Annotated in this window: 23 protein-coding genes, 1 tRNA gene and 1 pseudogene; 7 read left to right on the top strand and 18 right to left on the bottom strand. The window is 62.0% G+C overall.

The window, feature by feature from the left end; genetic code table 11:
* Positions 1-102 precede the first annotated feature (102 nt).
* Positions 103-1,326 carry an FAD-dependent oxidoreductase gene (locus tag ACZIRK_RS07895; protein ID WP_130229811.1) on the bottom strand — a complete coding sequence of 408 codons (1,224 nt, stop codon included), beginning with the start codon at positions 1,324-1,326 and terminating at the stop codon, positions 103-105.
* Between the two features lie 351 nt (positions 1,327-1,677).
* Here ACZIRK_RS07895 and ACZIRK_RS07890 point away from each other — a divergent pair, with 351 nt between their 5' ends.
* Both ACZIRK_RS07890 and ACZIRK_RS07885 read left to right on the top strand, forming a co-directional pair.
* Entirely contained in the window at positions 1,678-2,655 is a 978-nt protein-coding gene (locus ACZIRK_RS07890) for a LysR substrate-binding domain-containing protein (RefSeq protein ID WP_463327131.1), read from the top strand.
* A gap of 743 nt (positions 2,656-3,398) precedes the next feature.
* Positions 3,399-3,854: a VOC family protein gene (locus ACZIRK_RS07885; RefSeq protein ID WP_245475068.1), complete on the top strand. Its 456-nt coding sequence runs from the start codon at positions 3,399-3,401 to the stop codon at positions 3,852-3,854.
* Between the two features lie 37 nt (positions 3,855-3,891).
* Here the strand turns inward: ACZIRK_RS07885 and ACZIRK_RS07880 are convergent, their stop codons facing one another.
* From ACZIRK_RS07880 to ACZIRK_RS07870, 3 genes are all read right to left on the bottom strand, one after another.
* A complete protein-coding gene (locus ACZIRK_RS07880) occupies positions 3,892-4,773 on the bottom strand; it encodes a thiamine pyrophosphate-dependent enzyme (RefSeq protein WP_130229812.1) in 882 nt (293 codons plus the stop codon).
* 712 nt (positions 4,774-5,485) lie between these two features.
* Positions 5,486-6,490: an alpha/beta fold hydrolase gene (locus ACZIRK_RS07875; protein WP_474417633.1), complete on the bottom strand. Its 1,005-nt coding sequence runs from the start codon at positions 6,488-6,490 to the stop codon at positions 5,486-5,488.
* Between the two features lie 139 nt (positions 6,491-6,629).
* On the bottom strand, positions 6,630-7,130 hold the full coding sequence (locus tag ACZIRK_RS07870) for a ferritin-like domain-containing protein (protein ID WP_130229814.1): 501 nt from the start codon (positions 7,128-7,130) through the stop codon (positions 6,630-6,632).
* Positions 7,131-7,792: 662 nt separating this feature from the next.
* On the opposite strand from ACZIRK_RS07870, the gene ACZIRK_RS07865 reads away from it, so the two are divergent.
* The 4 genes from ACZIRK_RS07865 (at position 7,793) to ACZIRK_RS07850 (ending at position 11,361) form a co-directional block, all read left to right on the top strand.
* Entirely contained in the window at positions 7,793-8,023 is a 231-nt protein-coding gene (locus ACZIRK_RS07865; RefSeq protein ID WP_456640799.1) for a DUF2934 domain-containing protein, read from the top strand.
* Positions 8,024-8,192: 169 nt separating this feature from the next.
* Positions 8,193-9,476 (top strand): SDR family oxidoreductase, encoded by a 1,284-nt coding sequence (locus ACZIRK_RS07860; protein WP_130229818.1) that lies wholly within the window; start codon positions 8,193-8,195, stop codon positions 9,474-9,476.
* Positions 9,476-9,946 (top strand): DUF2269 family protein, encoded by a 471-nt coding sequence (locus ACZIRK_RS07855; RefSeq protein ID WP_028164435.1) that lies wholly within the window; start codon positions 9,476-9,478, stop codon positions 9,944-9,946. The genes ACZIRK_RS07860 and ACZIRK_RS07855 overlap by 1 nt, the downstream gene beginning before the upstream one ends.
* A 131-nt stretch (positions 9,947-10,077) precedes the next feature.
* Positions 10,078-11,361, top strand: coding sequence for a DUF892 family protein (locus ACZIRK_RS07850; RefSeq protein ID WP_463327130.1), 1,284 nt, complete (start codon positions 10,078-10,080; stop codon positions 11,359-11,361).
* 27 nt (positions 11,362-11,388) lie between these two features.
* Here ACZIRK_RS07850 and ACZIRK_RS07845 read toward each other — a convergent pair.
* From ACZIRK_RS07845 to ACZIRK_RS07795, 11 genes and pseudogenes are all read right to left on the bottom strand, one after another.
* A pseudogene (locus tag ACZIRK_RS07845) lies at positions 11,389-11,499 on the bottom strand (metallophosphoesterase family protein); the annotation flags it as partial.
* 180 nt (positions 11,500-11,679) lie between these two features.
* Positions 11,680-12,000: a hypothetical protein gene (locus ACZIRK_RS07840; protein ID WP_130229816.1), complete on the bottom strand. Its 321-nt coding sequence runs from the start codon at positions 11,998-12,000 to the stop codon at positions 11,680-11,682.
* A gap of 67 nt (positions 12,001-12,067) precedes the next feature.
* A tRNA-Phe gene (locus ACZIRK_RS07835) sits at positions 12,068-12,143 on the bottom strand.
* 164 nt (positions 12,144-12,307) lie between these two features.
* On the bottom strand, positions 12,308-12,514 hold the full coding sequence (gene yacG / locus ACZIRK_RS07830) for a DNA gyrase inhibitor YacG (RefSeq protein WP_130229817.1): 207 nt from the start codon (positions 12,512-12,514) through the stop codon (positions 12,308-12,310).
* Complete coding sequence (locus ACZIRK_RS07825) at positions 12,515-13,147, bottom strand: Maf-like protein (protein WP_028164431.1); 633 nt, start codon at positions 13,145-13,147, stop codon at positions 12,515-12,517. It abuts the gene before it with no gap.
* Positions 13,148-13,576: 429 nt separating this feature from the next.
* Positions 13,577-14,041, bottom strand: coding sequence for an arsenate-mycothiol transferase ArsC (locus ACZIRK_RS07820; protein WP_028164430.1), 465 nt, complete (start codon positions 14,039-14,041; stop codon positions 13,577-13,579).
* A 35-nt stretch (positions 14,042-14,076) separates the two neighbouring features.
* Entirely contained in the window at positions 14,077-14,580 is a 504-nt protein-coding gene (locus ACZIRK_RS07815; protein ID WP_028164429.1) for a UPF0262 family protein, read from the bottom strand.
* Positions 14,577-15,872 carry a histidinol dehydrogenase gene (gene hisD, locus ACZIRK_RS07810; protein ID WP_456640762.1) on the bottom strand — a complete coding sequence of 432 codons (1,296 nt, stop codon included), beginning with the start codon at positions 15,870-15,872 and terminating at the stop codon, positions 14,577-14,579. The genes ACZIRK_RS07815 and hisD overlap by 4 nt, the downstream gene beginning before the upstream one ends.
* A 206-nt stretch (positions 15,873-16,078) precedes the next feature.
* Positions 16,079-16,522, bottom strand: coding sequence for a DUF2948 family protein (locus ACZIRK_RS07805; protein WP_130227584.1), 444 nt, complete (start codon positions 16,520-16,522; stop codon positions 16,079-16,081).
* Between the two features lie 41 nt (positions 16,523-16,563).
* The gene (gene murA, locus ACZIRK_RS07800; RefSeq protein ID WP_130227585.1) at positions 16,564-17,853 is read right to left on the bottom strand and encodes a UDP-N-acetylglucosamine 1-carboxyvinyltransferase; all 1,290 of its coding nucleotides are present in this window, start codon (positions 17,851-17,853) and stop codon (positions 16,564-16,566) included.
* 88 nt (positions 17,854-17,941) lie between these two features.
* Positions 17,942-18,880 (bottom strand): SDR family oxidoreductase, encoded by a 939-nt coding sequence (locus tag ACZIRK_RS07795; protein WP_463327129.1) that lies wholly within the window; start codon positions 18,878-18,880, stop codon positions 17,942-17,944.
* 88 nt (positions 18,881-18,968) lie between these two features.
* Here ACZIRK_RS07795 and ACZIRK_RS07790 point away from each other — a divergent pair, with 88 nt between their 5' ends.
* On the top strand, positions 18,969-19,616 hold the full coding sequence (locus ACZIRK_RS07790; protein ID WP_474417627.1) for a TetR family transcriptional regulator: 648 nt from the start codon (positions 18,969-18,971) through the stop codon (positions 19,614-19,616).
* Positions 19,617-19,823: 207 nt separating this feature from the next.
* Here ACZIRK_RS07790 and ACZIRK_RS07785 read toward each other — a convergent pair whose 3' ends face one another.
* The 3 genes from ACZIRK_RS07785 to ACZIRK_RS07775 form a co-directional block, all read right to left on the bottom strand.
* A complete protein-coding gene (locus tag ACZIRK_RS07785) occupies positions 19,824-20,648 on the bottom strand; it encodes an alpha/beta fold hydrolase (RefSeq protein WP_130227588.1) in 825 nt (274 codons plus the stop codon).
* A 98-nt stretch (positions 20,649-20,746) separates the two neighbouring features.
* Positions 20,747-21,259, bottom strand: a complete 513-nt coding sequence (locus tag ACZIRK_RS07780) for a hypothetical protein (protein ID WP_130227589.1) — start codon at positions 21,257-21,259, stop codon at positions 20,747-20,749.
* Between the two features lie 303 nt (positions 21,260-21,562).
* On the bottom strand, positions 21,563-21,871 hold the full coding sequence (locus tag ACZIRK_RS07775) for a UBP-type zinc finger domain-containing protein (RefSeq protein WP_130227590.1): 309 nt from the start codon (positions 21,869-21,871) through the stop codon (positions 21,563-21,565).
* Positions 21,872-21,874 lie beyond the last annotated feature (3 nt).

The following is a 21,874-nucleotide window of genomic DNA, read 5'->3' as shown; positions in this document are numbered from 1 at the left end:
ATGGCATTGACTCCTCCAAGTTCACTGGTGCCTCCACTGACGTGGTTCTTGCCCGGCCGACAAGCCGGTTACCGTCGACATCGTCCAAGAGAGAATTGGTGATCACCCCTGGTCGGCCGCGGCGACATGCAGCGAAGCTGCCCGCTCGAGCGAGTCCAGCATTGCAATTCGGCGCAGGAGCGCTCGTCCCTTTTCCGGATCGGCGACCGCGGCGCGAATGTCGTCGCGGAAACGCGCGCGGTCAGCTTCATCTTTCGCCTCGAGATTCTTCTTGTTGCGAATGGTATCGCCCTGAATGGCCTGCATCGTGACCGTACGACGCTGCAGATCGTAGTCGGCGAGAACGCGCTCATTGGCCGTACCATTGATGACCGAACCCAACTTCGCCGTCAGGTTCAATGCGTCGTGAATGCCGCCATTCATGCCCATGCCGCCGAGCGGATTGTTGATATGGGCGGCGTCGCCAACCAGGAAGGCGCGACCTTTCCGGAAGTTCGCGGCGACGCGCTGATGCACACGGTACAACGTCGTGTGGAGGATGGGGGCGTCCATCTCGGCGGGAACGATCCGCCGGATCGACGCCGTCACATAGTCTTCGGAGAGCGCCTCGGCATCGGAGATTTCCGCAGCCACCGGCATCATCACGCGCCACGCTCCGAGGATACGGAGAAGGAAGTACCAGCGCTCGGGATCGGCGACGTAGCTGACCGACGACACACCCGGGCGAAGCACCGTGAAATCGACCGGAGTTGTCATCACCAGAAAGCGCTCGGGCCAGGTGAAGCCCTCGAATTTGATGTCCTGGCTGCGGCGTACGATGCTGTTCGCGCCATCGGCGCCGATCAGCCAGGCACATTCACGTATGGTGTCGCGTCCCTGGGCCCCGACCACGACCTTGACGGCATCGCTCGTCTGCTCGACGGATTTGACCTCGCTGCCGAACGCGATCGAGAACAACGGGTTGTCGGACAAAGCATCCAAAATGATGCGCGTCAGCTTGAACTGCTCGGCCTGCAGGCGGAACGGGTGCCGCACCAGATCGGAAATCGCCGCGAAGTCGAACGTCCCGAGCACGCCGTCTTCGGACGAACTGTATTGAACAGTCGGCGCCTTCAGGCCCTGCGCAATCAGGGTGCTGGCGAAACCGAGATCATCGAGCATGTCCAGCGTGGGCGGATGGAACGTCGATGCGCGCGACTCGCTGCTCAGTTGGTCGTTCTTCTCCAGCACCAGAACCGGGATGTTCTGTCGCACCATATCTGCCGCTGCCACCATGCCTACCGGCCCTGCCCCAGCGATGATGACGGGAGGCTTCGCATTACTCATTGTATCAGGACCTCTTGCAGAAATTTCGAGCGTATCCAGCAAACGGCGTGCCGCCTTGCCCGTTCACGTCATTGCCAACGATCAGATCACCGGCCAGCCGCTCTCCATGTCGAGCGTATGGAACTCGTGATGCAATTTGTTGACCGCCACGGATATGCCCCTTGAGATTGATCTTTGAAGCGCCTGCAGGGTGGCTGGCGCTGCAGCTGAGATTCCCAACGCCATTGAGGGGCGCGGCCTTGATGAAGGCCGCAGCTCAATAGGCTCTAATCATCCGCACCAGTTTGTTGCCTCACGTTTAGGCATGCAAACAATTTAATCTGCGGATATCTTGCGTTTTTGGAATGAACTATGCGACGCAGAATACCTAGCCTCGGCGCGCTGATGGCCTTCAGCGCGGCTGCCAAGCACCTCAGCGTCACGCGTGCCGCCAGCGAACTCGCGCTGAGCGAAAGTGCGGTCTCGCGCCAGGTCGCGCAGCTGGAGGCGCAACTCGGCGTCAGACTCTTCCACCGGATCAAGAAGCGGATCACCCTGACGCGTGCCGGAACAGCTTACAGCACCCGTGTAGCGCAGACGATCGAGCGGATCGAGCGCGATACACTCGAGATCATGGGCTACGAGGCCGACGGCACGGTTCTGGACATCGCGGCGCTGCCCACCGTCGGCACCGAATGGCTCATTCCGCGCCTGCCGGACTTCTATGCTCGGAATCCCGGCATTGCCGTCAACGTGAGTGCGCGCAACACGCGCTTCTTCTTCAGCGAGACCGCTCTCGATGGTGCGCTATACTTCGGTGAGCCCGACTGGCCCGGCACGCAAGCGGACTATCTGTTCGACGAAGTTCTTCTGCCGGTCGGATCGCCGAAGCTTATCGGCAAGCGCGCCGAACTGCGAGCGAGTGAGATTGCCGAATTGCGGCTTCTGCATCTGGTGTCGCGACCCGATGCATGGCGTCGCTGGTTCGATGCTGCGGAACTTGGCGGCACGAATGTGATCCGCGGGCCACGCTTCGATATTCAATCCACTTTGATCAGCGCAGCGAACTCCGGTCTTGGCGTGGCGCTGCTTCCTGAATTCCTGATTTCCGACCAGTTGGCCTCCGGCAAGCTGAAGGTGCTGTCGAGCCTCACGTTGAGAAGCGCCGGCTCGTACTATTTCGCCTGCCCGGAAGAGAAAGCCGACAATCCCCTGCTCTCGGCATTTCGTGCATGGCTCCTGACGCAAGCAGGCACGTCAGCGCCACCGGCACTTCGAACGGCCGGTAGGCAAACTGGTCCTAACGCAAGCCGACGCTCAACCGTATCTCGCTCTGGGAAGCAGTTTTGACGCCGTCGCAACCTCGCTCGAACGCCTAATGCCTAAGACGCGACGTGTGCAAGTGACCAAATGAGGGCCTGACGGAGAGCGCCTGCAAAAATTTGGTCGCTCCGCCTGAGTGGAGTTCCGTCACGGCGACATGTTCGCTTCCAGGAGGGATAGAAGTGATCGCACTGTCACTGGTCGCCGACGTCCGACCATTGCGGTCACGAGATGTCCGGCTAGGTGCCCAATTCAATCCGTGGCAGGCTCATGTGATGGTCGTGCTCACGTGCTCGAAGCGGACCGATGCTTAGCGGATCTCATCGTTGCGATTTAGTTGCGGCTTTCTTGGGGGAGAACATGCTCCTAACTCGCGGCTCGGGGCTCTCGAGCTTGGTTCTGATCGGGGTGCGCTCGACGTTTGTTCGCGCCCAAGTTAAGGGAGGCGCTCCAGGAACCAGTCGGACTGATGTGCTTCGGAGACGGGTATCGCGGGATCGCGAGCTCCGATAGAGCCGCTGATGGGCCGAGAACAATCAATGACTTACTGGTCGCACCGAACGACTTGTCCGGCAGAAGATGGGGTTTCGTCGCACGGTCATCCGCGCGCGTATCGAGCACCTTTGATAAGCAATAAGATGCTGTTCGTGGGCGGTCAGCACACCGGCGCCGTCTCGCTGCAGTCATGACGCGCCCCCCGCGCATTGGAACAGGAACCACCTCCATGCGCGGCTCGTTTTGATTTCACCTATGGCTGCGGAGATCCGAATATGGCTATCCAATTCAATCATACGATTCTGTCGGCTCGCGACAGCAAGGCATCGGCCGATTTCCTGGCCGAGATGCTGGGGCTGCCGGCGCCGCGGCGCTGGGGACCGTTCTACATGGTCACCACCGAGAACGAGGCCAATCTCGACTATATGGAGATCCAAGGAGAGCTCGCGCGTCAGCACTATGCTTTCCTGGTCGGTGACGCCGAGTTCGACGCGATCTTTGATCGGATTCGCAAGCGGAAGCTGACCTACTGGGCGGATCCCGCGCGGCGCAAACCAAGCGAGATCAACGATCACGACGGCGGACGCGGCCTCTATTTCGCTGAACGGGCATCTGCTCGAAATCATCACGCGCCCATACGGCAGTGGCGGCTGGAATCCTTAGGCCATAACGCCGGAGGTGGGACGCAGAGGGTGACAGCGCGATGTCACAACTACGGCACGGGATCCTGAACGATCCGATCACCTTTCCGTACGGTCAAGCGTGCCTTCATACAGCGATACTGGCGGATGCGCGCCGGGATCGGCGATGATGTCCAGCAGGTTGAGCATCGGCGCCTTGGCCGCTTCGGCCAGGGCCGCGTCGAGATCGCGCGGGTCCATGACACGACCGGCCTTGGGCGCCGACCGCGCGTGCGATGAGAGCGTGATCCACCTGCCGCAAATGGGCGGATGAAGTATAGCGACCGAACTTCACCTTCTCGGCATCCTTTTGATAGCCGAGGACACCATTGTTGAGTACGACGACGGTAACTGGCACATCGCTGCGCACGGCGGTCTCCATTTCTGCCCAGACATGACCGAAACCGCCATCGCCGACGACGGCGATGACTTCGCTCGCAGGTCGCGCGAGCTTTGCGCCAAGTGCAAGGGGCAGTCCCCGGCCCAATCCTGCCAGACCACGCGGAGAGATGATGCGCGTTCTCGGATGCGATGTGCGAAGCTGGCCCACGATCCAGCTCGAAGCGTAACTTGCGTCGGGCACGACGATGGTGTCTGGACCAAGGCGACGCTGAATGGCAGCAAGAGTCCGCTCCGGGCGAATCGGTGAGGCGTCGGTCAGCCAGGGCGCACGATCGCGTTCGAAAGCCTCCCATGCTCCGGCGATGAACCGCTCGAGCTCGGCCTGGCTGCGGGAAGGATTCAGCGCCCTGCCTGCAAGTGCATCGGTCAATGCATTCAGTGTCTCCCGCGCGTCGCCTAACAGTCTCACGGATTGATGGTTGCGGCCGATCTCCTCTGGCGAAATATCGATATGCAGGACTTGGGCATCCCTGGGGATCAGGCGCCAACCGTCTGTGCCATCTTCATTGGTGCGGGTGCCTATCAGCAGGTTACATACCTTCTTGTACATATTTGAGAGGACATTCAATTTCCCTCGGGATCAAAAGAGAAGAGTTGGCGCCCTCGCGCGGCCATTGCCGGGGCGGAGCTATCCGCACCATCCCCACGTGCGAGCGCGTCAGGCTGATTTCGGCTTGTTGTTGAAATGAACGAGGGCTCGACGGCCCACGTATGTCAGCGCTCCGAGAGTCGTTTGGCCCCCGCGCGCGGCCTGGATGAGTTGCTCGGCGATATATTTTCGGCTCTCGTGGTCGCCGCCATTCGGCCACTCAGCGCAGACCTCATCTAGGACAATGTCCATGTTCGCTTGAACACGTTCAGCAAACTCGCCCATGCTCCGCCCTTGAGCTCGCGAAAATCCACCTGCACGTCTCTTATTTCGATGGACCCAAACTAAGGACCGCATTCAGCTCGCCAGCGCGCTCGGCTTGCCGCGCTTGCCGGAGCAGCTTTTCCCGCTCCGCGCCGGGCGACAGACATTTCGCGCGACCGCGAGCGCCGAGCTGATCAGCCGCTCCTGGAGCGAAATGGTCTGCTTGGCTCGATTGCGCTTGCGCTTGGCTTCCATGATCGAAAGTTAATCGCGGGAGCTTCAGAGCTACATTCAAGTATGTTAAGATGGCTGAAACATCACACGTGCGATCGACCACGGCCTCGTGAGTTACAATGTCAGGGGCGTTTGGTCGCCTGAGAACGCGAGCCGTTGATCAGCTCGGCTCGATTTCCTCGCAAATGGCTCGCTACCCCGCCTGTTGAAGAGAGGTCGCCTTGTCGCTGCGCTTCGAGCTAAGCGTCGTTGCTTCGCCAATGGCGATCATGACCTGATCAGGTGCGCTCTGATGCACCATGTGGCCCGCACCCTTCACGCGGTGAAAGGTACTGTGGGCTATCTCATGATGAAGCCGGGCCGATTGTTCGTCGATATTGGCAACTCGATCGCCCTCGCCTGCAATGATCACGACGGGCATCTTGAGTTCAGAATATTGCCTGCGGAACACGATGGCGTCGGGAATCATCAAAGCCGCCTCTCCCGCACCCGCTCGGATCTGAGAAGGCCGCATTGCCATCTCTTTGGGAAAGTACCTGAACTTCGGCGGCACCGGTGCGGGTGCGAATATCTTCCTCGTTAGAAGCGGCCACATCAACCGACTGAGAACGGGCGAGAGGGTATGGCTCAGGACGCTTCCGATGACGGGCAGGGCTGGCGGAGACTTAACCATGACGTCAAGCCGCGGGGTCGGATAATAGTATCCTGAAGCCAGCACTAGCGCCCGGACTGCATCGGGAAATTTCAGCGCAAGGGCTACCGCCACTGAAGCTCCCCATGAATGTCCGAGTACCACTGGATTAGAGATGCCCAACCTTCCGAGTGCCTTCTGAATGAGCTCGGCTTGTGCTTCGGGGGTCCACACAACACCGCGTGGCCGCTTAGTATGCCCGAATCCCGGGCGGTCGAACGCGATGACGCGGTAGGTTTGTGACGCCAATTGCAAAAGGCCACTTGTTTCGAAATCGGCGATCATGCTGCCGTTGCCGTGGAGCAGGACAAGTACATCGCCCGCGCCGCGCTCCAGATAGTGTAGCCGCACGCCATCTATCTCGAGAAACTCGCCCCCCGGTGGATTTTCTTGCTCCGCATTCGCCGCTAGTTGCCGGTTCACGAGCGCCGTTGCTGCAAGGATCAGGGCACCGATCACCGCCGCACTAGCGTAAGTGTGATATTTAGGCCCGCTTCCGGCTTCCACGGATGACTCCTGCCGGACTGTGTTGTGTCGTGCGTCCATTTGGCCGCTCCTTGCCTGGACGAGGAGTATTGCGCAGCGATGGCGAACCTCGGGTCGCCAATCTTCGTCAGCCCGGTCGGCTGAGAGTCATGGCCGCGACTCAAGCCGCCTGGCGCTCCTGAATGTCGACATACTGCATCGTGACCTTCTCGACATTCCCCTCGACCCAGTCCGCCATCCGCTCCTCCTCCTTGAGGGAGGCTTCCAGCAGCGGACGAGCCGAATCAGCTCCCGCGGCCCTGCAAAGTGCCAAAAGTGATTTATATGACGCGATCTCGTAGTGCTCGAATGCGTCATTGGCAAAGGTGTTCTTCAGGATTTCATCACCTGCCATCGAATGGCCCATCGCCATCATATTGGCCATGAAAGACTGGGCCGTATCCTTCAGGGTCGACGTGCTTTCGCCGTAGGTCTCCAGGCACTGCTCCAACCGACGGAGCTGCTCATTGGTCTCATCGAGGTGGCTGGTTACCCTGGATTTGACTTCCGGATATTCGTCGAGCCGCTCCGACTGCCGCTCCAGCAGCTCCCTTGCCTGGATCTCCATCGCGTGCGCATTGCGCAGGCCTACAATGAAGATATCTCGTGCTGTCGTAGCCATAGACGTTTCCTTTCTTCGGAGAATGTTAGTCACAAACCTACCTAGATAGCGGTTGTTCCTAGAAGGATCTGCACCGAAGCTCCGAGCCCGGGGCCGATCTTTAACGGGAAAGGCGTCTTATCCTCTTGATCGCGTCATCGGGACCACGCCAACTCAAAAACTCAAGCACTTTCGGCTCGAACGCATCCGTCGCTTGAAAGAAGTGCGCAAGCTCCTCCTTGGCACGCGAGGGCATGCGCTTTATCGGCCCAAGTGGGAAGTTTCAGGAAGTTTGTCATAGTCTTCGCATCACCTGCCTCTCTCCAATGTCTCCTCACTCGCGAATGCGATCAGCGAGATGGCAACAATTTCTCGCGCCGGAGGCACATTCGAAAGCTCAACTGCTGCTCGCCTACATGGTTGCTATGGTTGGGCTTTTCTGGTGAGGAAAGCTAACCTTTGTTGGTCTCGCGATGATGAAGAACATTCAGGTCGCGCCGCACCTGCACCTCCCAGTATAGGGTCAAACGGTGCATTCAACGAAAGCCCTCGATCTCCCACTAGGCGGCTGGGCCAGAGCCGCGCGAGATCAGCGGCCTGACTGAAGCTTCGGGAACACTCGGCGGTCGTCCGTATTTTCATCCGATGACAAGGTGCTACCTCGACGGCGATCCCGCGGTGGAATGCCCGATCGAGCAGTGGGGCGGAATGGCCCCCTCCTGAGCGGAGCGCGACAAGCCATGGCGGATCCGAATGACCACGAAATCCGAGTTCGTGCGCATCGACTATGGGAAGCTGCGGGGAGACCCGAAGGCAGGGATGAGGAGTTTTGGCGCCGTGCGGAACTGGAATTGCGGACGGAAGCCGAACAATTGGACAAGCTAAAGGAGCCACCAAACAATCTTCCGGGATGAAGTCGACATCAGGAATCTCTGCTCCTGAACGTTCCGGCGCTTCGCGGACCAGTCTGGATAGGGCAGCTTGCGCGCGGCCTGGAGAGCAGAACGTGGCGGAGAGCTGACGTGTGGCTTGGACTTGGTGAAGTGCCTGGAGCAGCAGGCGGCAAACCTGCTGAAAGAACCAATGAGGATTGTGGTCTCAGGTGCGACGGGTCTGATTGGATCTGCGGTCGCGACTCGTCTCGCACACGAGGGGCATCAGGTGATTGGGCTCGCTCGCCATGCAACTCGTCAATTGCCGATAGCTGAATGGGTGACGCTGGATATTGCATCCACCCGAAAACGGGAAGACTGGCTGTCAGTTCTCAGGGACATAGATGCAGTCGTGAATTGCGCAGGCGTCCTGCAGGATGGTAGGCGCGAGGATACCGAGGGCGTTCATGCAGCCGGAGTTGGCGCCCTGTTCGATGCCTGTGAGAAAAGTGGCGTCCGTCGCGTTATCCATTTTTCTGCGATCGGCGTCGATCGCGCGCAGCCATCGCCCTTTTCTTCAACGAAGTACGAGGGCGATCGCCGTTTGATGGCAACGGAGCTCGATTGGGTTATTCTCAGGCCATCGGTGGTCCTTGGTCGTCCAGCATTCGGCGCAAGCGCCTTGATCCGCTCACTTGCCAGTCTGCCTTGGGTCCCGCTGATGCCCGATACACGGCCCCTTCAGGTGGTGCAGCTGGACGACGTCGTTGATACCGTCTTATTCTTTCTCAAAGAAAATGCTCCGGCCCGCTTGGCGCTCGAGCTCGCCGGCCCCGAAAGACTGCAGATGGGAGAGATCATTGCGCGATACCGTAACTGGTACGATTGGTCGTCGGCCCGCTCGTTCGTAATTCCGCATCCGTTGTCGAAGCTCACCTACTGGCTCGGCGATGTTGCGGGAGCGCTAGGTTGGCGGCCGCCGGTACGAACCAATGCGGCGCGCGAAATTGCGAGAGGGGCCGTGGGAGACCCGCAGGGGTGGATCTCGATCACCGGCATCCCGCCTCGATCACTGGCGGAGGCGCTGGCGGCCGAACCCGCAACCATCCAGGAAAAATGGTTTGCCCGACTTTATCTGCTCAAGGCGATCATTTTCATTGTCTTGTCTTTCTTCTGGATCTGTACCGGCGTGATCTCACTGACGGTAGGTTACCCGAGCGGGGTGGAGCTGATGCGCGGCACCGGGGCAGGTCTGCTGTCCGTACCATCGGTTGTTGCCGGCGCGCTTGCAGATATTGCTGTCGGCCTCTGCATCGCTTGGCGCCCCCTCACGCGGCAGGGACTCTACGGCGCGATGGCGCTTTCGGCGTTCTACGCGGTGTCCGGCACCATTCTCCAGCCCGAGCTATGGATCGAGCCTCTTGGTCCCCTCTTGAAGATCATTCCGATCTTCGTGCTGCATCTGGTCGCGCTTGCGATCGTGGATGAAAGATAATGATCTATTTCCTTTTGAAATATGTTCACCTCATCGGAGCCGCGGTTTTGTTGGGTACTGGAGCCGGCATCGCTTTTTTCATGCTCCGCGCGCACTTGACCGGAGACCCGGTGATTGTCGCGGCGATCGCTCGCATTGTCGTCCTCGCTGATTTCCTGTTCACGGCAACGGCCGTGGTGGCACAACCCTTGACCGGAATCGCGCTCGCGCACGAGGCTGGATATTCGCTGACCGAGAGCTGGATTGTGCTATCGATAGTCCTGTATCTCGTGACGGGCGCCTTCTGGCTTCCAGTTGTCTGGATTCAGATGCAACTGCGCAACCTGGCGACTGCCTCGGCAGCTGAACGAAAGCCGCTGCCTTCGCGATATCATAGGCTGTTCTGGGCCTGGTTTAGCTTTGGCTTTCCGGCATTCGGCGCCGTGATGGGCATTTTCTGGCTGATGATACAGCGCCCTTCGATCTGGTAGCCCTCTCATTGGGCCTTGACTATGTGAGCGTCCTTTCGCGCAGCATTCGGATTGCTGGCATCGAGAGCTCAGGAACGTCCTTCAATCTGGAGAGTTGTGGGCAGGTATTTCAGCATCCCGCGAGGCCCATCATGTATCATCACGTCAAGAAGCTCATGTATACCGTGCGCGTTGACGAGCCCGACCCTCGGTTCGGCAATATGCTTCTCGAGCAATTTGGAGGAGCGAATGGAGAGCTGGCGGCGGCGATGCAATACTCGATCCAGGGGCTCAACTGCGAAGACCCGGATCGCAAGGACCTGCTGATGGACATCGGCACGGAGGAATTAAGTCATCTCGAGATCGTCGGCTGTCTCGCCCGTATGCATCTTAAACCGACGAAGTTCGATCGTGAGAAGGCCGAGGCCGATCCATTGATCGCGATCGCAGGCGGTGGAGGCGTCAATCTGTTCAATTCGCAGGGAAATCCCTGGACGGCGGATTATCTGAAGATCACCGGCGAATTGGACGTTGATCTCCGCAGCAACATTGCGGCCGAGGCGCGCGCGAAGATCGTCTATGAACGATTGATCAACTTTTGCGACGATGCGGGCAGCAAGGACGCACTGCAGTTCCTGATGACTCGCGAAATCACGCACATGAAGGCCTTTGCTGCCGCGCTCGAGAGCATGAAGAAGCCCGCGTTCTCGATTGGCAAGATCCCGCCGACTCCGGGCCTCGTGAATCAGTTCTTCAACGATTCGACCGGTGCTGGAGATGAAGGCGAGATCGATACTCGCGGGCCTTGGAACGAAGGCGGCGATTGGGAATTCATGGCCTCTCCGGCCCTGCTCCCCGAAGGCAACGGCGAAACGGCCACCGTGATCAAGACCGAGAGTTCCCCACCGACGGCCCCTGAGGGCGTGAGCGAGCTGCTTGTCCATGAACTGCGAGACATTCTGCACGCGGAGAAGCAGCTCACCAAGGCTCTTCCCAAAATGGCGAAGGCGGCCCGATTCGATCGCCTGCGAGAACTTTTCGAGCAGCACTTGATGGAGACGGAAGAACAGATTGAGCGGCTCAACGGGTGCTTCTCGCTGCTCGGGGAGACCGCACGAGCGAAGGCCTGCAAAGGCATGATGGGCCTGGTCGAGGAAGGCCAGGAAGTCATGGACGAGGGTGAGAAAAAGGAGGACGCGCTCGCGGACTTGGCACTCATCGGTGCGGCTCAGCGCGTGGAACATTACGAGATGTCGGCCTATACCACCGCAAAGAACCTCGCTCAGCAACTGCGGCACAGCGCCATAGTCGCGCTACTCTCGAAGTCCTTGGCGGAGGAAGAGAACGCCGATCAATTGCTCAATCAGGTCGCCCGCACGTTGATGTCAGTGGCGAAAATGCCTGCAGCGATCGAACAGGCGGAGGAGGAAACATAAGATTCCACCGTCAACCATCGCCTGCGGTCACCCGATGCAATCAAGGTGGTGAATGAGCGGCGAAATGCGATTTGCGGTCAGCTCAAGGGTCGCCAGCGTGACAGGCAATTTAAAGCGCCGCGGCCCCGCGCTGCCTGGAAATGAAAGCCGGTGCTCCCGACGGGGACTGTTCATCCGAAGGCGGCTGCCATAGGTCCGGCCGCAACGACCTGGTCAGCGCCCTCTTCTCGTCAGCTCTGGCATTATCGCGTAGGCAACCGCGGTGGTATTTCGAACCCGGTCCGAAGCCTTGGCGGCCTGATCGACCGCCGATGACCCTCAACGGCACCAATGGCGCGAAGAATGCGACGCCCGCATTTGCGCCCCGAAGATGCTTTGACGCAGGCGAGCAGATCGAGCGTCGGGATGTTGCAAGTGGAAGGGCAACGTAAGCTGCTCTATTAGGTCAAAATCGATCGGGCGACCGAGGCGAACGTCATCACCCTGCATCCGGCGACTATCGCCGTCTATCTCGATGCGGTGGAGCAGCTCGCGAAAGCGCTTTCGGCTGCCGATGCCAAAGCTGCATGCCTCAAGCTGCGCGAACTCACTGACAGCATCGTCGTCGCGCCGCGGATCAGGCCTGGCGATCCGATCCATTTCGAAGTTCGCGGGCGCCTAGCCGCCCTGATGCAGCCCCACCCCAATAAAATGTCGGTGGGAGCGTTGGTGCCCAGGGGCGGAATCGAACCACCGACACTGCGATTTTCAGTCGCATGCTCTACCAACTGAGCTACCTGGGCAGGTCGCGAGACGGCCGGAAAAGGCCGAGCGAGCGGGCGGGTTATAGTGGGGTGGAGGGACGCTGTCCACCCGCCTTCGCCTTTGGCTACCGCGCGGCGAGCCCGGCCTGGCGGAGGGATCCTGATCGAACCGGCCTTTTCCACAACTTATTGGTAAATCTAACCTATTCCTCCTCGGCCTGGTCGTCACGGCCGGGGACGATGTAGGTGCCGGAGAGCCAGCGGTTGAGGTCGACGTCACGGCAGCGGGCGGAACAGAACGGGCGGAACGCATGCTCGGCGGGCTTGCCGCAGATCGGGCACGGTCTGGACGGCTTCTCGGCCTTCGCAGGCGCCTCCGCGGCGCCCGCCTGTTTTCGCTGTTCCGGCATTCAACCAACCGTAGCGGTGTTCAGCCAGCCGTATCGGATCGGAAAACCTTCGCCGCCGAGCAGCGTGACCGTTTCATAGAGCGGCAGGCCCACGACATTGCTGTAGGAACCGACCATCTTGACCACGAAGGAGCCGGCGATGCCCTGCACGGCGTAGCCGCCAGCTTTGCTGCGCCATTCGCCCGAACCGATATAGGCCTGGATGTCATCCTCACTCAAACGCTTGAAACGCACGCGGGTTTCGACCAGCCGCTGACGGAACGCTTCCCTCGGGGTCACGACGCAAATCGCGGTGTAGACGCGGTGGTTACGGCCCGACAGCAGTCTCAGGCACTGCGCGGCCTCATCCACCAACTCGGCCTTGGGGAGGATGCGGCGGCCGACCGCGACCACGGTGTCGGCGGCCAGGATGAAGGAGCCGCGGATGTCGTCGTCGAGCTGCACCGATTTCAGCGCCGCTTCGGCCTTGGCCCGCGCCAGACGATTGGCACAGGCGCGCGGCAGCTCGCCCCGCCGCGGGGTCTCGTCGACATCGGCCGGACGCAGCGCATCCGGCTCGATGCCGGCCTGGTTGAGCAGGGCCAGCCGCCGCGGCGAGCCGGAAGCAAGAACGAGTTTGGGACGGCCAAGCATGCAGGCTCTTGGAAGAAGCAGGATTGGGTGGGTAAGCGCGCGCGGAACCTATCGGAAGGGGCCTTGTTTCACAACCGTGGAACCCGGCTGCGAATCATTTCCATCAGGAGGGTACGCGCCCCATAAGCACAGCTCTTTGTCAGGGAAGCGACAAGGGGGCAACCGTGAGCGCGCGGCCAACGATGACATCTGACTGCCGTCCTGTGCGTGCGGAGAGAATCGCCCATCCGGCGCTTCGCGCCACCTTCTCCTACAAGGGGAGAAGGTTGCCGTGGGAGTTGATGTGCCCTCGCCCCTTGTGGGAGAGGGCGGCTCAGGTGGTGGACGCGGACTCGATTGGGTGAGGGGTTGGCTCCGCGTGCGCTCGTCTCTCGATAGACCGGGGACCCTCACCCGGAGTGTGTGGCAGCGACGTGGGCAATTATACGCCTACTCGTTCGTGGCACCCGCCTTGGCAAAACGGCGGCGGATGCGGGTCAGGAGACCGTCGCAGACTTCGCGATAGGCCTGCAGTTTCTGCTCGCGGTTGCCTTCGGTGCCGGTCGGGTCGTGGGTCGGCCAGTATTCGACGTCGGCGGCGAGCGTGCGGGTCAGCTCCAGCGCCTTGTGGTGGGCTTCCGGGGACAACGTGACGATGAGGTCGAAGTTCAGCCCTTCCCAATCCTCGAGCTCGTCGAAGGTGATCGGCTTGTGGGCGGAGATATCCTGGCCGAGTTCGCCCATCACGGCGACTGCGAACGGATCGAGCTCGCCCTTTTTCACGCCCGCCGAGCGCACATAAAGCCCTTGCGGGAACATCTGCTGCAGCAGGCTCGCCGCCATCGGCGAACGCACGCTGTTCTGGCCGCATGCGAACAATACGGCCTGCGGATTGCGCGCGGGCGGCGCCCCCATCGCTCAAGCTTTGTTGGATTGCGGCCGCGCGCGCCTCATGCGTCCTGCCCCTTCCAGTGGAGGACGCAGATCAGCGTGAACAGCCGCCGCGCGGTTTCGAAATCGACCCGCACCTTGCCCTTCAGCCGCTCCTGCAGCGTGCGCGAGCCCTCGTCATGGATGCCGCGGCGGCCCATGTCGATGGCCTCGATCTTGTCGGGCGTCGCGGTGCGGATCGCCTGGTAGTAGCTGTCGCAGATCATGAAATAGTCCTTCACGATCCGCCGGAACGGCGTCAGCGACAACAGATGCGCCACCACCGGCGTGCCGTCCTCCCGCCGGATGTCGAACATCAGACGGTTGCCGGTGATGGCGATGTGCAGCGTGTACGGCCCGCTCTCTGCGCCGGCCGGCGCGAACAGGTTCTGTTCGATCAGGTCGTAGATTGCGATCGCGCGCTCATGCTCGATATCCGGCCCGGAACGCCCGATCGATTCCTCATCGAGCGTCACCGCGACGATGCGATTGTTGGGGTCCTCCTCAGTGGGCGGCTTGTTCATGAGAGATTGAGGCGCAATCCGACGGAACGGGAATGGGCGTCCAGCCCCTCGGCCTTGCCGAGAGTCATCGCGGCCGGCCCCAGCGCGCGCAACTGGTCGGGGCCGCATTTCAGGATCGAAGTGCGCTTCATGAAGTCGAGCACGCCGAGGCCGGACGAGAACCGTGCCGAGCGAGCGGTCGGCAGCACATGGTTTGAGCCGCCGACATAATCGCCGATCGCTTCCGGCGTATGCGGGCCCAGGAAGATCGCGCCGGCGTTGCGGACCTTGGCCGCGAACGCCTCCGCATCGGCAGTCATAACCTCAAGATGCTCGGCCGCGGTCGCATTCGCGAGCGCCACCGCATCGTCGAGCTTTTTCACCAGGATGATCGCGCCGAAATCATTCCACGAGGCGCGTGCGATTTCCGCGCGCGGCAGGGTTGCGAGCTGCGCCTCCACCGCACGCTCGACATCGGCGGCGAGCCGCGCAGAATCGGTGATCAGGATCGATTGCGCGCTCGTATCATGCTCGGCCTGCGCCAAGAGATCCGCGGCGATCCAGTCGGCATTGCCGGTGTCGTCGGCGATGACAAGCACTTCGGATGGGCCAGCGATCATGTCGATGCCGACCTTGCCGAACACCAGCCGTTTGGCAGCGGCAACATACGCGTTGCCGGGGCCGACGATTTTTGCAACGGGCGCGATCGTGGCCGTGCCATAGGCGAGCGCCGCCACTGCCTGCGCGCCGCCGACGCGATAGATCTCGGAGACGCCGCCGAGATGGGCGGCCGCCAGCACCAGCGGGTTGAGCCTGCCGTCGGGCGCCGGCACCACCATCACCACGCGCGGGACGCCGGCAACCTTGGCCGGCACCGCGTTCATCAGCACCGAGGACGGGTAGGCCGCGGTGCCGCCGGGCACGTAAAGCCCGACGGCCTCGACCGCGCTCCAGCGCCAGCCGAGCTCGACGCCGAGCGGGTCGACAAAGCGCTCGTCCTTCGGCATCTGGCGCTGATGGAAGCTCTCGATGCGATCGCGGGCGAGCTTGAGCGCGTCGACCGTGGCGGCATCGCAGGCCGTCACCGCGGCATCGATCTCCGCCGCGGTGACGCGCAGGCCGGCGGCGTCGAGCTCGAGCCGGTCGAATTTGCGGGTCGCCTCGATCAGCGCGGCATCGCCCCGCGCCACCACATCGTCGACGATCGCCCGCGTGGCGCGCTCGACATCGGCCGACACCTCGCGCTTGGCGGCAAGGAAGGCGGCAAAACGCTGCTCGAAATCGGCGCTGCTTCGGTCCAGGCGGAGGGGCATGGGGCGTTCTTGAATTTGGATTCAGGGTCCCTGCTCAATGGCGCGGCGGATAGGGGCCGTCAACCCTCGATGGCCGACAAAGGGGCCCGGGCCCGTAGGGTGGGCAAAGCCAACGGGTCGCGCGAACGCGCGCCCGATGACAGGCTCCGCGTGCCCACCATCTAACGGCGTGCTCGGAATGGTGGGCACGCTTCGCTTTGCCCACCCTACGGCAGCTCCGGGACTGCCGGCGCGGTGCCGAGGTCGTCGGGGCCGAGATCGGTCAATTCGCATTCCAGGCATTCGACGTCGAGCCGGAGCGTGGCGCCCTGGCTGAACAGGAGCAGAGCGCTGCCGCCGGGGGCGGCGCCCTGGTGAAACTCGATGCCGAGCAGTTCCAGGGTGGCGTCCGGCGCCTCCAGGTTGATCTTGCGCGACTTGCAGGCAAGCACGCGGTCGAAGCGCAGCGCCGCGATCAGCCGGCGCGAGGCGGTTTCGCCCGACAGCGTCTGCTCCCAATCCAGCCTGGACATGCCGACCACGAGCCGCTTCTCGCCCTGGCGCCAGACGATGTCGGAGGCCTGCACGTGGGCATCCTGCACATGCGCCGAGATCACGGCGAGATCGTCGGCATCGAGTGCGATCAGTTTGAGTGGTGCGGGCGGCATCATGCCGAAAGCAATCTCCTGGATCAGAACCGGTTCCGCCGATATCAGTCCCTGATGCGCTCGATCGACGCGCCGCAGGCCGACAACTTCTCCTCCAGCCGCTCGAAGCCGCGATCGAGATGGTAGACGCGGTTGACCATGGTCTCGCCCTCGGCGGCAAGGCCGGCGATGACCAGTGAGACGGACGCGCGCAGGTCCGTCGCCATGACCGGCGCGCCGCGCAATCTGTCGGTGCCGCTTATCGTGGCGGTCTCGCCGTCGAGCGAGATCCTGGCGCCGAACCGCGCCAGTTCCTGCACATGCATGAAGCGGTTCTCGAAGATCGTCTCAGTGATGACGGACGCGCCGTCGGCGCAGGTCATCAGCGCCATCAGTTGCGCCTGCAGATCGGTCGGGAAGCCGGGGAACGGCGCGGTCGTGACCTTGACCGGGCGAAGGCCGGCGCCGTTGCGGCCGATGCGGATGCCGTCATTGTTGACGCTGACGGTGGCGCCGGCTTCGCAGAGTACATCGAGCGCCGATTGCAGCAATTCCGGCCGTGCGCCGGACAACTGCACCTCGCCGCCGGTCATCGCTACCGCCATCGCATAGGTGCCGGCCTCGATGCGATCCGGCAGCACGGTGTGGCGTGTGCCATGAAGCCTGTCGACACCCTCGACGATGATGCAGGGCGTGCCGGCGCCGGTGATGCGCCCGCCCATCTTGTTCAGGCAGGCGGCGACATCGGCGATTTCAGGCTCGCAGGCGGCGTTGGTGATGACGCTGGTCCCCCTGGCAAGCGTCGCCGCCATCAGCGCGACATGAGTGCCGCTCACCGTGACCTTGGGGAAAGCGATGTCGGCGCCGCGCAGGCCACCGGGCGCTTTCGCGACCACATAGCCGCCGTCGATCGAGATCTCCGCTCCGAGCTTCTCCAGCGCCATGATCAGGAGGTCGACCGGCCGGGTACCGATGGCGCAGCCGCCCGGCAGCGACACCCTCGCCTCATGCATGCGCGCAATCAGCGGCGCGATCACCCAGAAGCTGGCGCGCATCCGCGACACCAAATCATACGGCGCGGTGGTGTCGATAATGTCGGCGGCCGAGATGTGCAGGGTCTGGCCCTGGTACTCGCGGTCGCCGGGCCGCTTGCCCGCGGACATGATGTCGACGCCGTGATTGCCGAGGATGCGCTGGAGCTGCGCGACGTCGGCAAGCCGCGGCACGTTGTCGAGGATCAGCGTCTCCTTTGTGAGGAGCGCCGCGATCATCAGAGGCAGCGCAGCATTCTTCGCGCCGGATATCGAGATGGTGCCGTTGAGCTCGTTGCCGCCGACGATTCGGATGCGATCCATGCTGCCTCTTGCTCTGATCCGCGAAAAACCTATCGAAGCAAGGGGCTACCGCAAAAGTGTTGAAATTTAGGGCAATTCCGTAGGCTTTTCAGGCGGCCGCCGCGAACTGGTCGAAGGAGACCCCGGTTAGCGTCGCCGAGGCCTCCCACAGCATCGCCGCGACCGCGGCATCCTTCGCCTGCGGCATGATCTTCGCCTCGACCGGCGGGCCCTTCAACTCGTAGAACCAGTTCGGCCCATAATAGCCGCCGGGCTCGGCGGCCGGCGAGGTCGCGGCAAATAATGTCGGCAACGCACCGGCCGCGGCGGACTGGCTGGCATAGGGTTGCAGCAAGCGGCTGAAATACGACGATAGGCTCCTCGTGCCCGGGCCATTCGGGATCAGGTCGGTGCGCGCATAGCCGGGATGGGCGGCATTGCTCATCAGGCCCCAGCCGGCAGCGTCGCTGCGGCGCTGCAATTCGAGCGCAAATATCAGCATCGCCAGCTTCGACTGGCAGTAGGCGCGCCACGGGCGATAGGACCGCTCCGCCTGCAGGTCGGCGAAATCGATCGCGCCGGAGCGGTGCGCCAGACTCGAGAGATTGACGACCCGGGGCTTAAAGGCGCGGCGAAGCTGCGGCAGCAGGCGCGCGGTGAGCGCGTAATGGCCGAGATAATTGATGCCGAGCTGCATCTCGAAACCGTCCTGCGTCGTCCGCCGCTTCGGCAGCGCCATCACGCCGGCATTGTTGATGAGGAGATCGACCGAAGGACGGCTGATGGCAAAGCGCCCGGCAAAGTCGGCGACCGAGGCAAGGCTCGCCAGATCGAGCGTCTCGTAGCTGACGTCGGCCTTCGGATATTGCGCACGGATGCGCTCGAGCGCGTGCCTGCCCTTGCTGTCGTTGCGGCCGGTCAGAACCACGGTCGCGCCGGCGCCCGCCAGCGCCAGCGCGGTCTCATAGCCGAGCCCGCCGGTGGCGCCGGTGATCACGGCGGTTTTGCTGGTCTGGGGTGGAATGTCTGCAGTGCTCCAGCCGCTCATGCTTATATCTCCTGGTCGAATCGGGGTGTGGTTCCCAGCCGCGCTCCCTAAATGTGCACTAGGTGCAAATTTGCAAGTGGTGAAGGTTTTGAAGCGAGCGGCGAACCTGCGCGGACCGGCTAAGGGCAGGTCATCAAAGGAGAAAACCGCGCCTGGCGCGGCGCCGGGCCTGCGCGCGCGCAAGCGGCAGGAGACGCGCGAGAAACTGGCGCGGGCGGCGATGGCGCTGTTCCTGGAGCGCGGCTTCGAGGCGACCACACTCGACGACATCGTCGCCGCCGCTGATATCTCCCGCCGCACCTTCTTCCACTATTTCGCCTCCAAGGAAGACGTCGTGTTCGCCTGGCAGGAGGAAGCCAGCGCGGCCCTGATCGCGGCGGTCGCGGCGCGGCCTGCCGGCGAATCCATGCTCGCGGCGGCGGAGAACGCCATCATCGCAATGGCCGGCCAGCTCGATCCCGCCGAAGTGGTGGCGTTGGCGCGGCTGAAGCAGGACAACCCGGCGCTGCAGGCGCGCGATCAGCTCAAGTATGAAAAGCTCGAGCGCACGCTGGCCGACGCGCTTCTGAGGCGCACAGGCAACAAGACAGACAAGATGCAGGCGCGGCTGGTCGCGATGATCGCTACCGGCGCGATGCGCGTCGGTGGCGAACTCTGGGCCGCCGAGGGCGCCCGCGAGACGCCCGAGCTTCTCGCCAGGCGGATGTTCGCGGCAATCCGCGCGATGTTCGAATGAGTGCCCGGACGCGATGAGTAGCTGCTCCCTCTCCCGTTCTACGGGGGCGAGACGAGCATAGCTCGCCCTGGGAGGGTTGGAGTGAGGGGCTCTATCCGCATAAAGGGTGACAGACAGACTCGCGGAGACTCCCCCTCACCCGAAATTCAAGCTGCGCTCGAATTTCGACCTCTCCCCGCGCGCGGGGAGAGGTGAAAGAAGGCCCGCTCAGCCCTTGATGAACGCGAGCAGGTCGGCGTTGATGGTGGCAGCTTCCGTGGTGGGCATGCCGTGCGGAAAGCCCTTGTAGGTCTTCAGCGTGCCGTTTTTCAACAGCTTGGCGGACAGCGGCCCGGCGTCGGCATAGGGCACGATCTGGTCGTCGTCGCCATGCATGACGAGAACGGGCACGTTGATCTTCTTCAGGTCTTCGGTGAAGTCGGTTTGCGAGAAGGCGACGATCCCATCGTAATGCGCCTTGGCGCCGCCCATCATGCCCTGGCGCCACCAGTTCTGGATGATGGCTTCCGAAGGTTTGGCGCCTGGCCGGTTGTAGCCGTAGAACGGGCCCGCGGCGAGCTCGCGATAGAATTGCGAGCGATTGGCGGCGAGCTGCGCCTGCAGCCCGTCAAAGACATCCTTGGGCAGGCCGCCCGGATTGGCCGGGGTCTGCACCATCAACGGCGGCACCGCGCTGATGATCGCCGCCTTCGCCACCCGGCTCTCACCGTGCCGCGCGATATAGTGGACCACCTCGCCGCCGCCGGTGGAATGACCGACGTGAACGGCGTTCTTCAAATCGAGATGCGCGGTCACCGCCGCGAGGTCGTCGGCATAGTGATCCATGTCGTGGCCATCGCTCACCTGGCTCGATCGGCCGTGGCCGCGGCGGTCATGCGCGATCACGCGAAAGCCATGATTGAGGAAGAACAACATCTGGGTGTCCCAGTCATCAGATGACAACGGCCAACCGTGACTGAACACGATAGGCTGACCACTGCCCCAGTCCTTGTAGAAAATCATGACGCCGTCTTTGGTGGTGATCGTGGGCATCGCGCAGCCTTTCGTACGAGTGAAGCCGATGGAACATACCGGTCTAGGCATGCTCCGGATTTCAAAATCGCCCTGCGATTATCAAACCGCGATGTCAGTCACGCGAACGAGGTCATCGGCCTGAAGCGCCGCCAGATGCCGATGATCGCCACCACGAACAGCACCAGCACGATGCCCTGCACGACGGCGAAGACCGGGCCGGACGGGGGCGCCGGCGGCACGCTCGGCGCCAACGCGTGCAGCGGGGGTATCTTGAGGAAGGACTGAACCACCAGCACGAAGACGTTGAGATAGAGCGATATCATCGCCGTCACGATGTAGATCGGACGCCAGGCGCCCGAAAGCTTCATGACATAGAGCGCGATGCAGGCGATCGCGAGCAGGATTAGCGAAATGATCCCGAAGATATGCGAGGGCAGCAGCTCCTTAAACGGAAACATGAATCCGGTGACGCTGGTGAGGATCGTGAACAGCAGGAAGATCGCGGTGAGGCCGGGCATCTGCTTCGAGCCGAGCAGGGCGAACATCACGACAAGGCCCGCGACGATTGCAATCAGACTGATCACCACGTGAACAAGCGTAAACGTGGCCAAGCTCATACCCAGGACCATGTGAAGCACTCCCCATTGAGAACCGCGCGGAACACTACGATGCAACAAATGAGATTGCTACATGCTTCACGGATCGGAAGCCGACTTATATGATGAAGATAAGATGATTATGATGCGAATAAACTAAAGTATGGGATTTGCCGAAACTGTTTGCATGCCTGTCATAAATGACAGCACACCGACAGCAATCACCAACTATTTGTATTAGTGCCGTAGCCCGGGTGAAGCGAAGCGTAACCCGGGGGCCGCTCGTAAACGCGGATGCAGTGGTCCCGGGTTACGCGTTTCCCACGGCGTTATGAATCAATAGTAGCGCGGGATCGGGCCGTTATGCGGCGTCCTGCGCTGCGAGAGATCGAACAGCACGCGATCGACATAGCACCAGCCCCAGCCTTCCGGCGGATCGTAGCCTTCGATGATCGGATGGCCGGTCGCGTGGAAATGCGCGGTCGCATGCTTGTTGGGGGAATCGTCACAGCAGCCGACATGGCCGCAGGTACGGCAGATCCGCAAATGCAGCCATTGGCTGCCGCTCTTTAAGCACTCCTCGCAGCCGAGCGCACTCGGCGTGACGGTCTGGATGCCGGCGATATGGGTGCAGCCTTTCGACATCTG

The sequence above is a fragment of the Bradyrhizobium sp. Leo114 genome (genome assembly GCF_055229415.2).
This window is presented reverse-complemented; position numbering and strand designations above follow the sequence as displayed.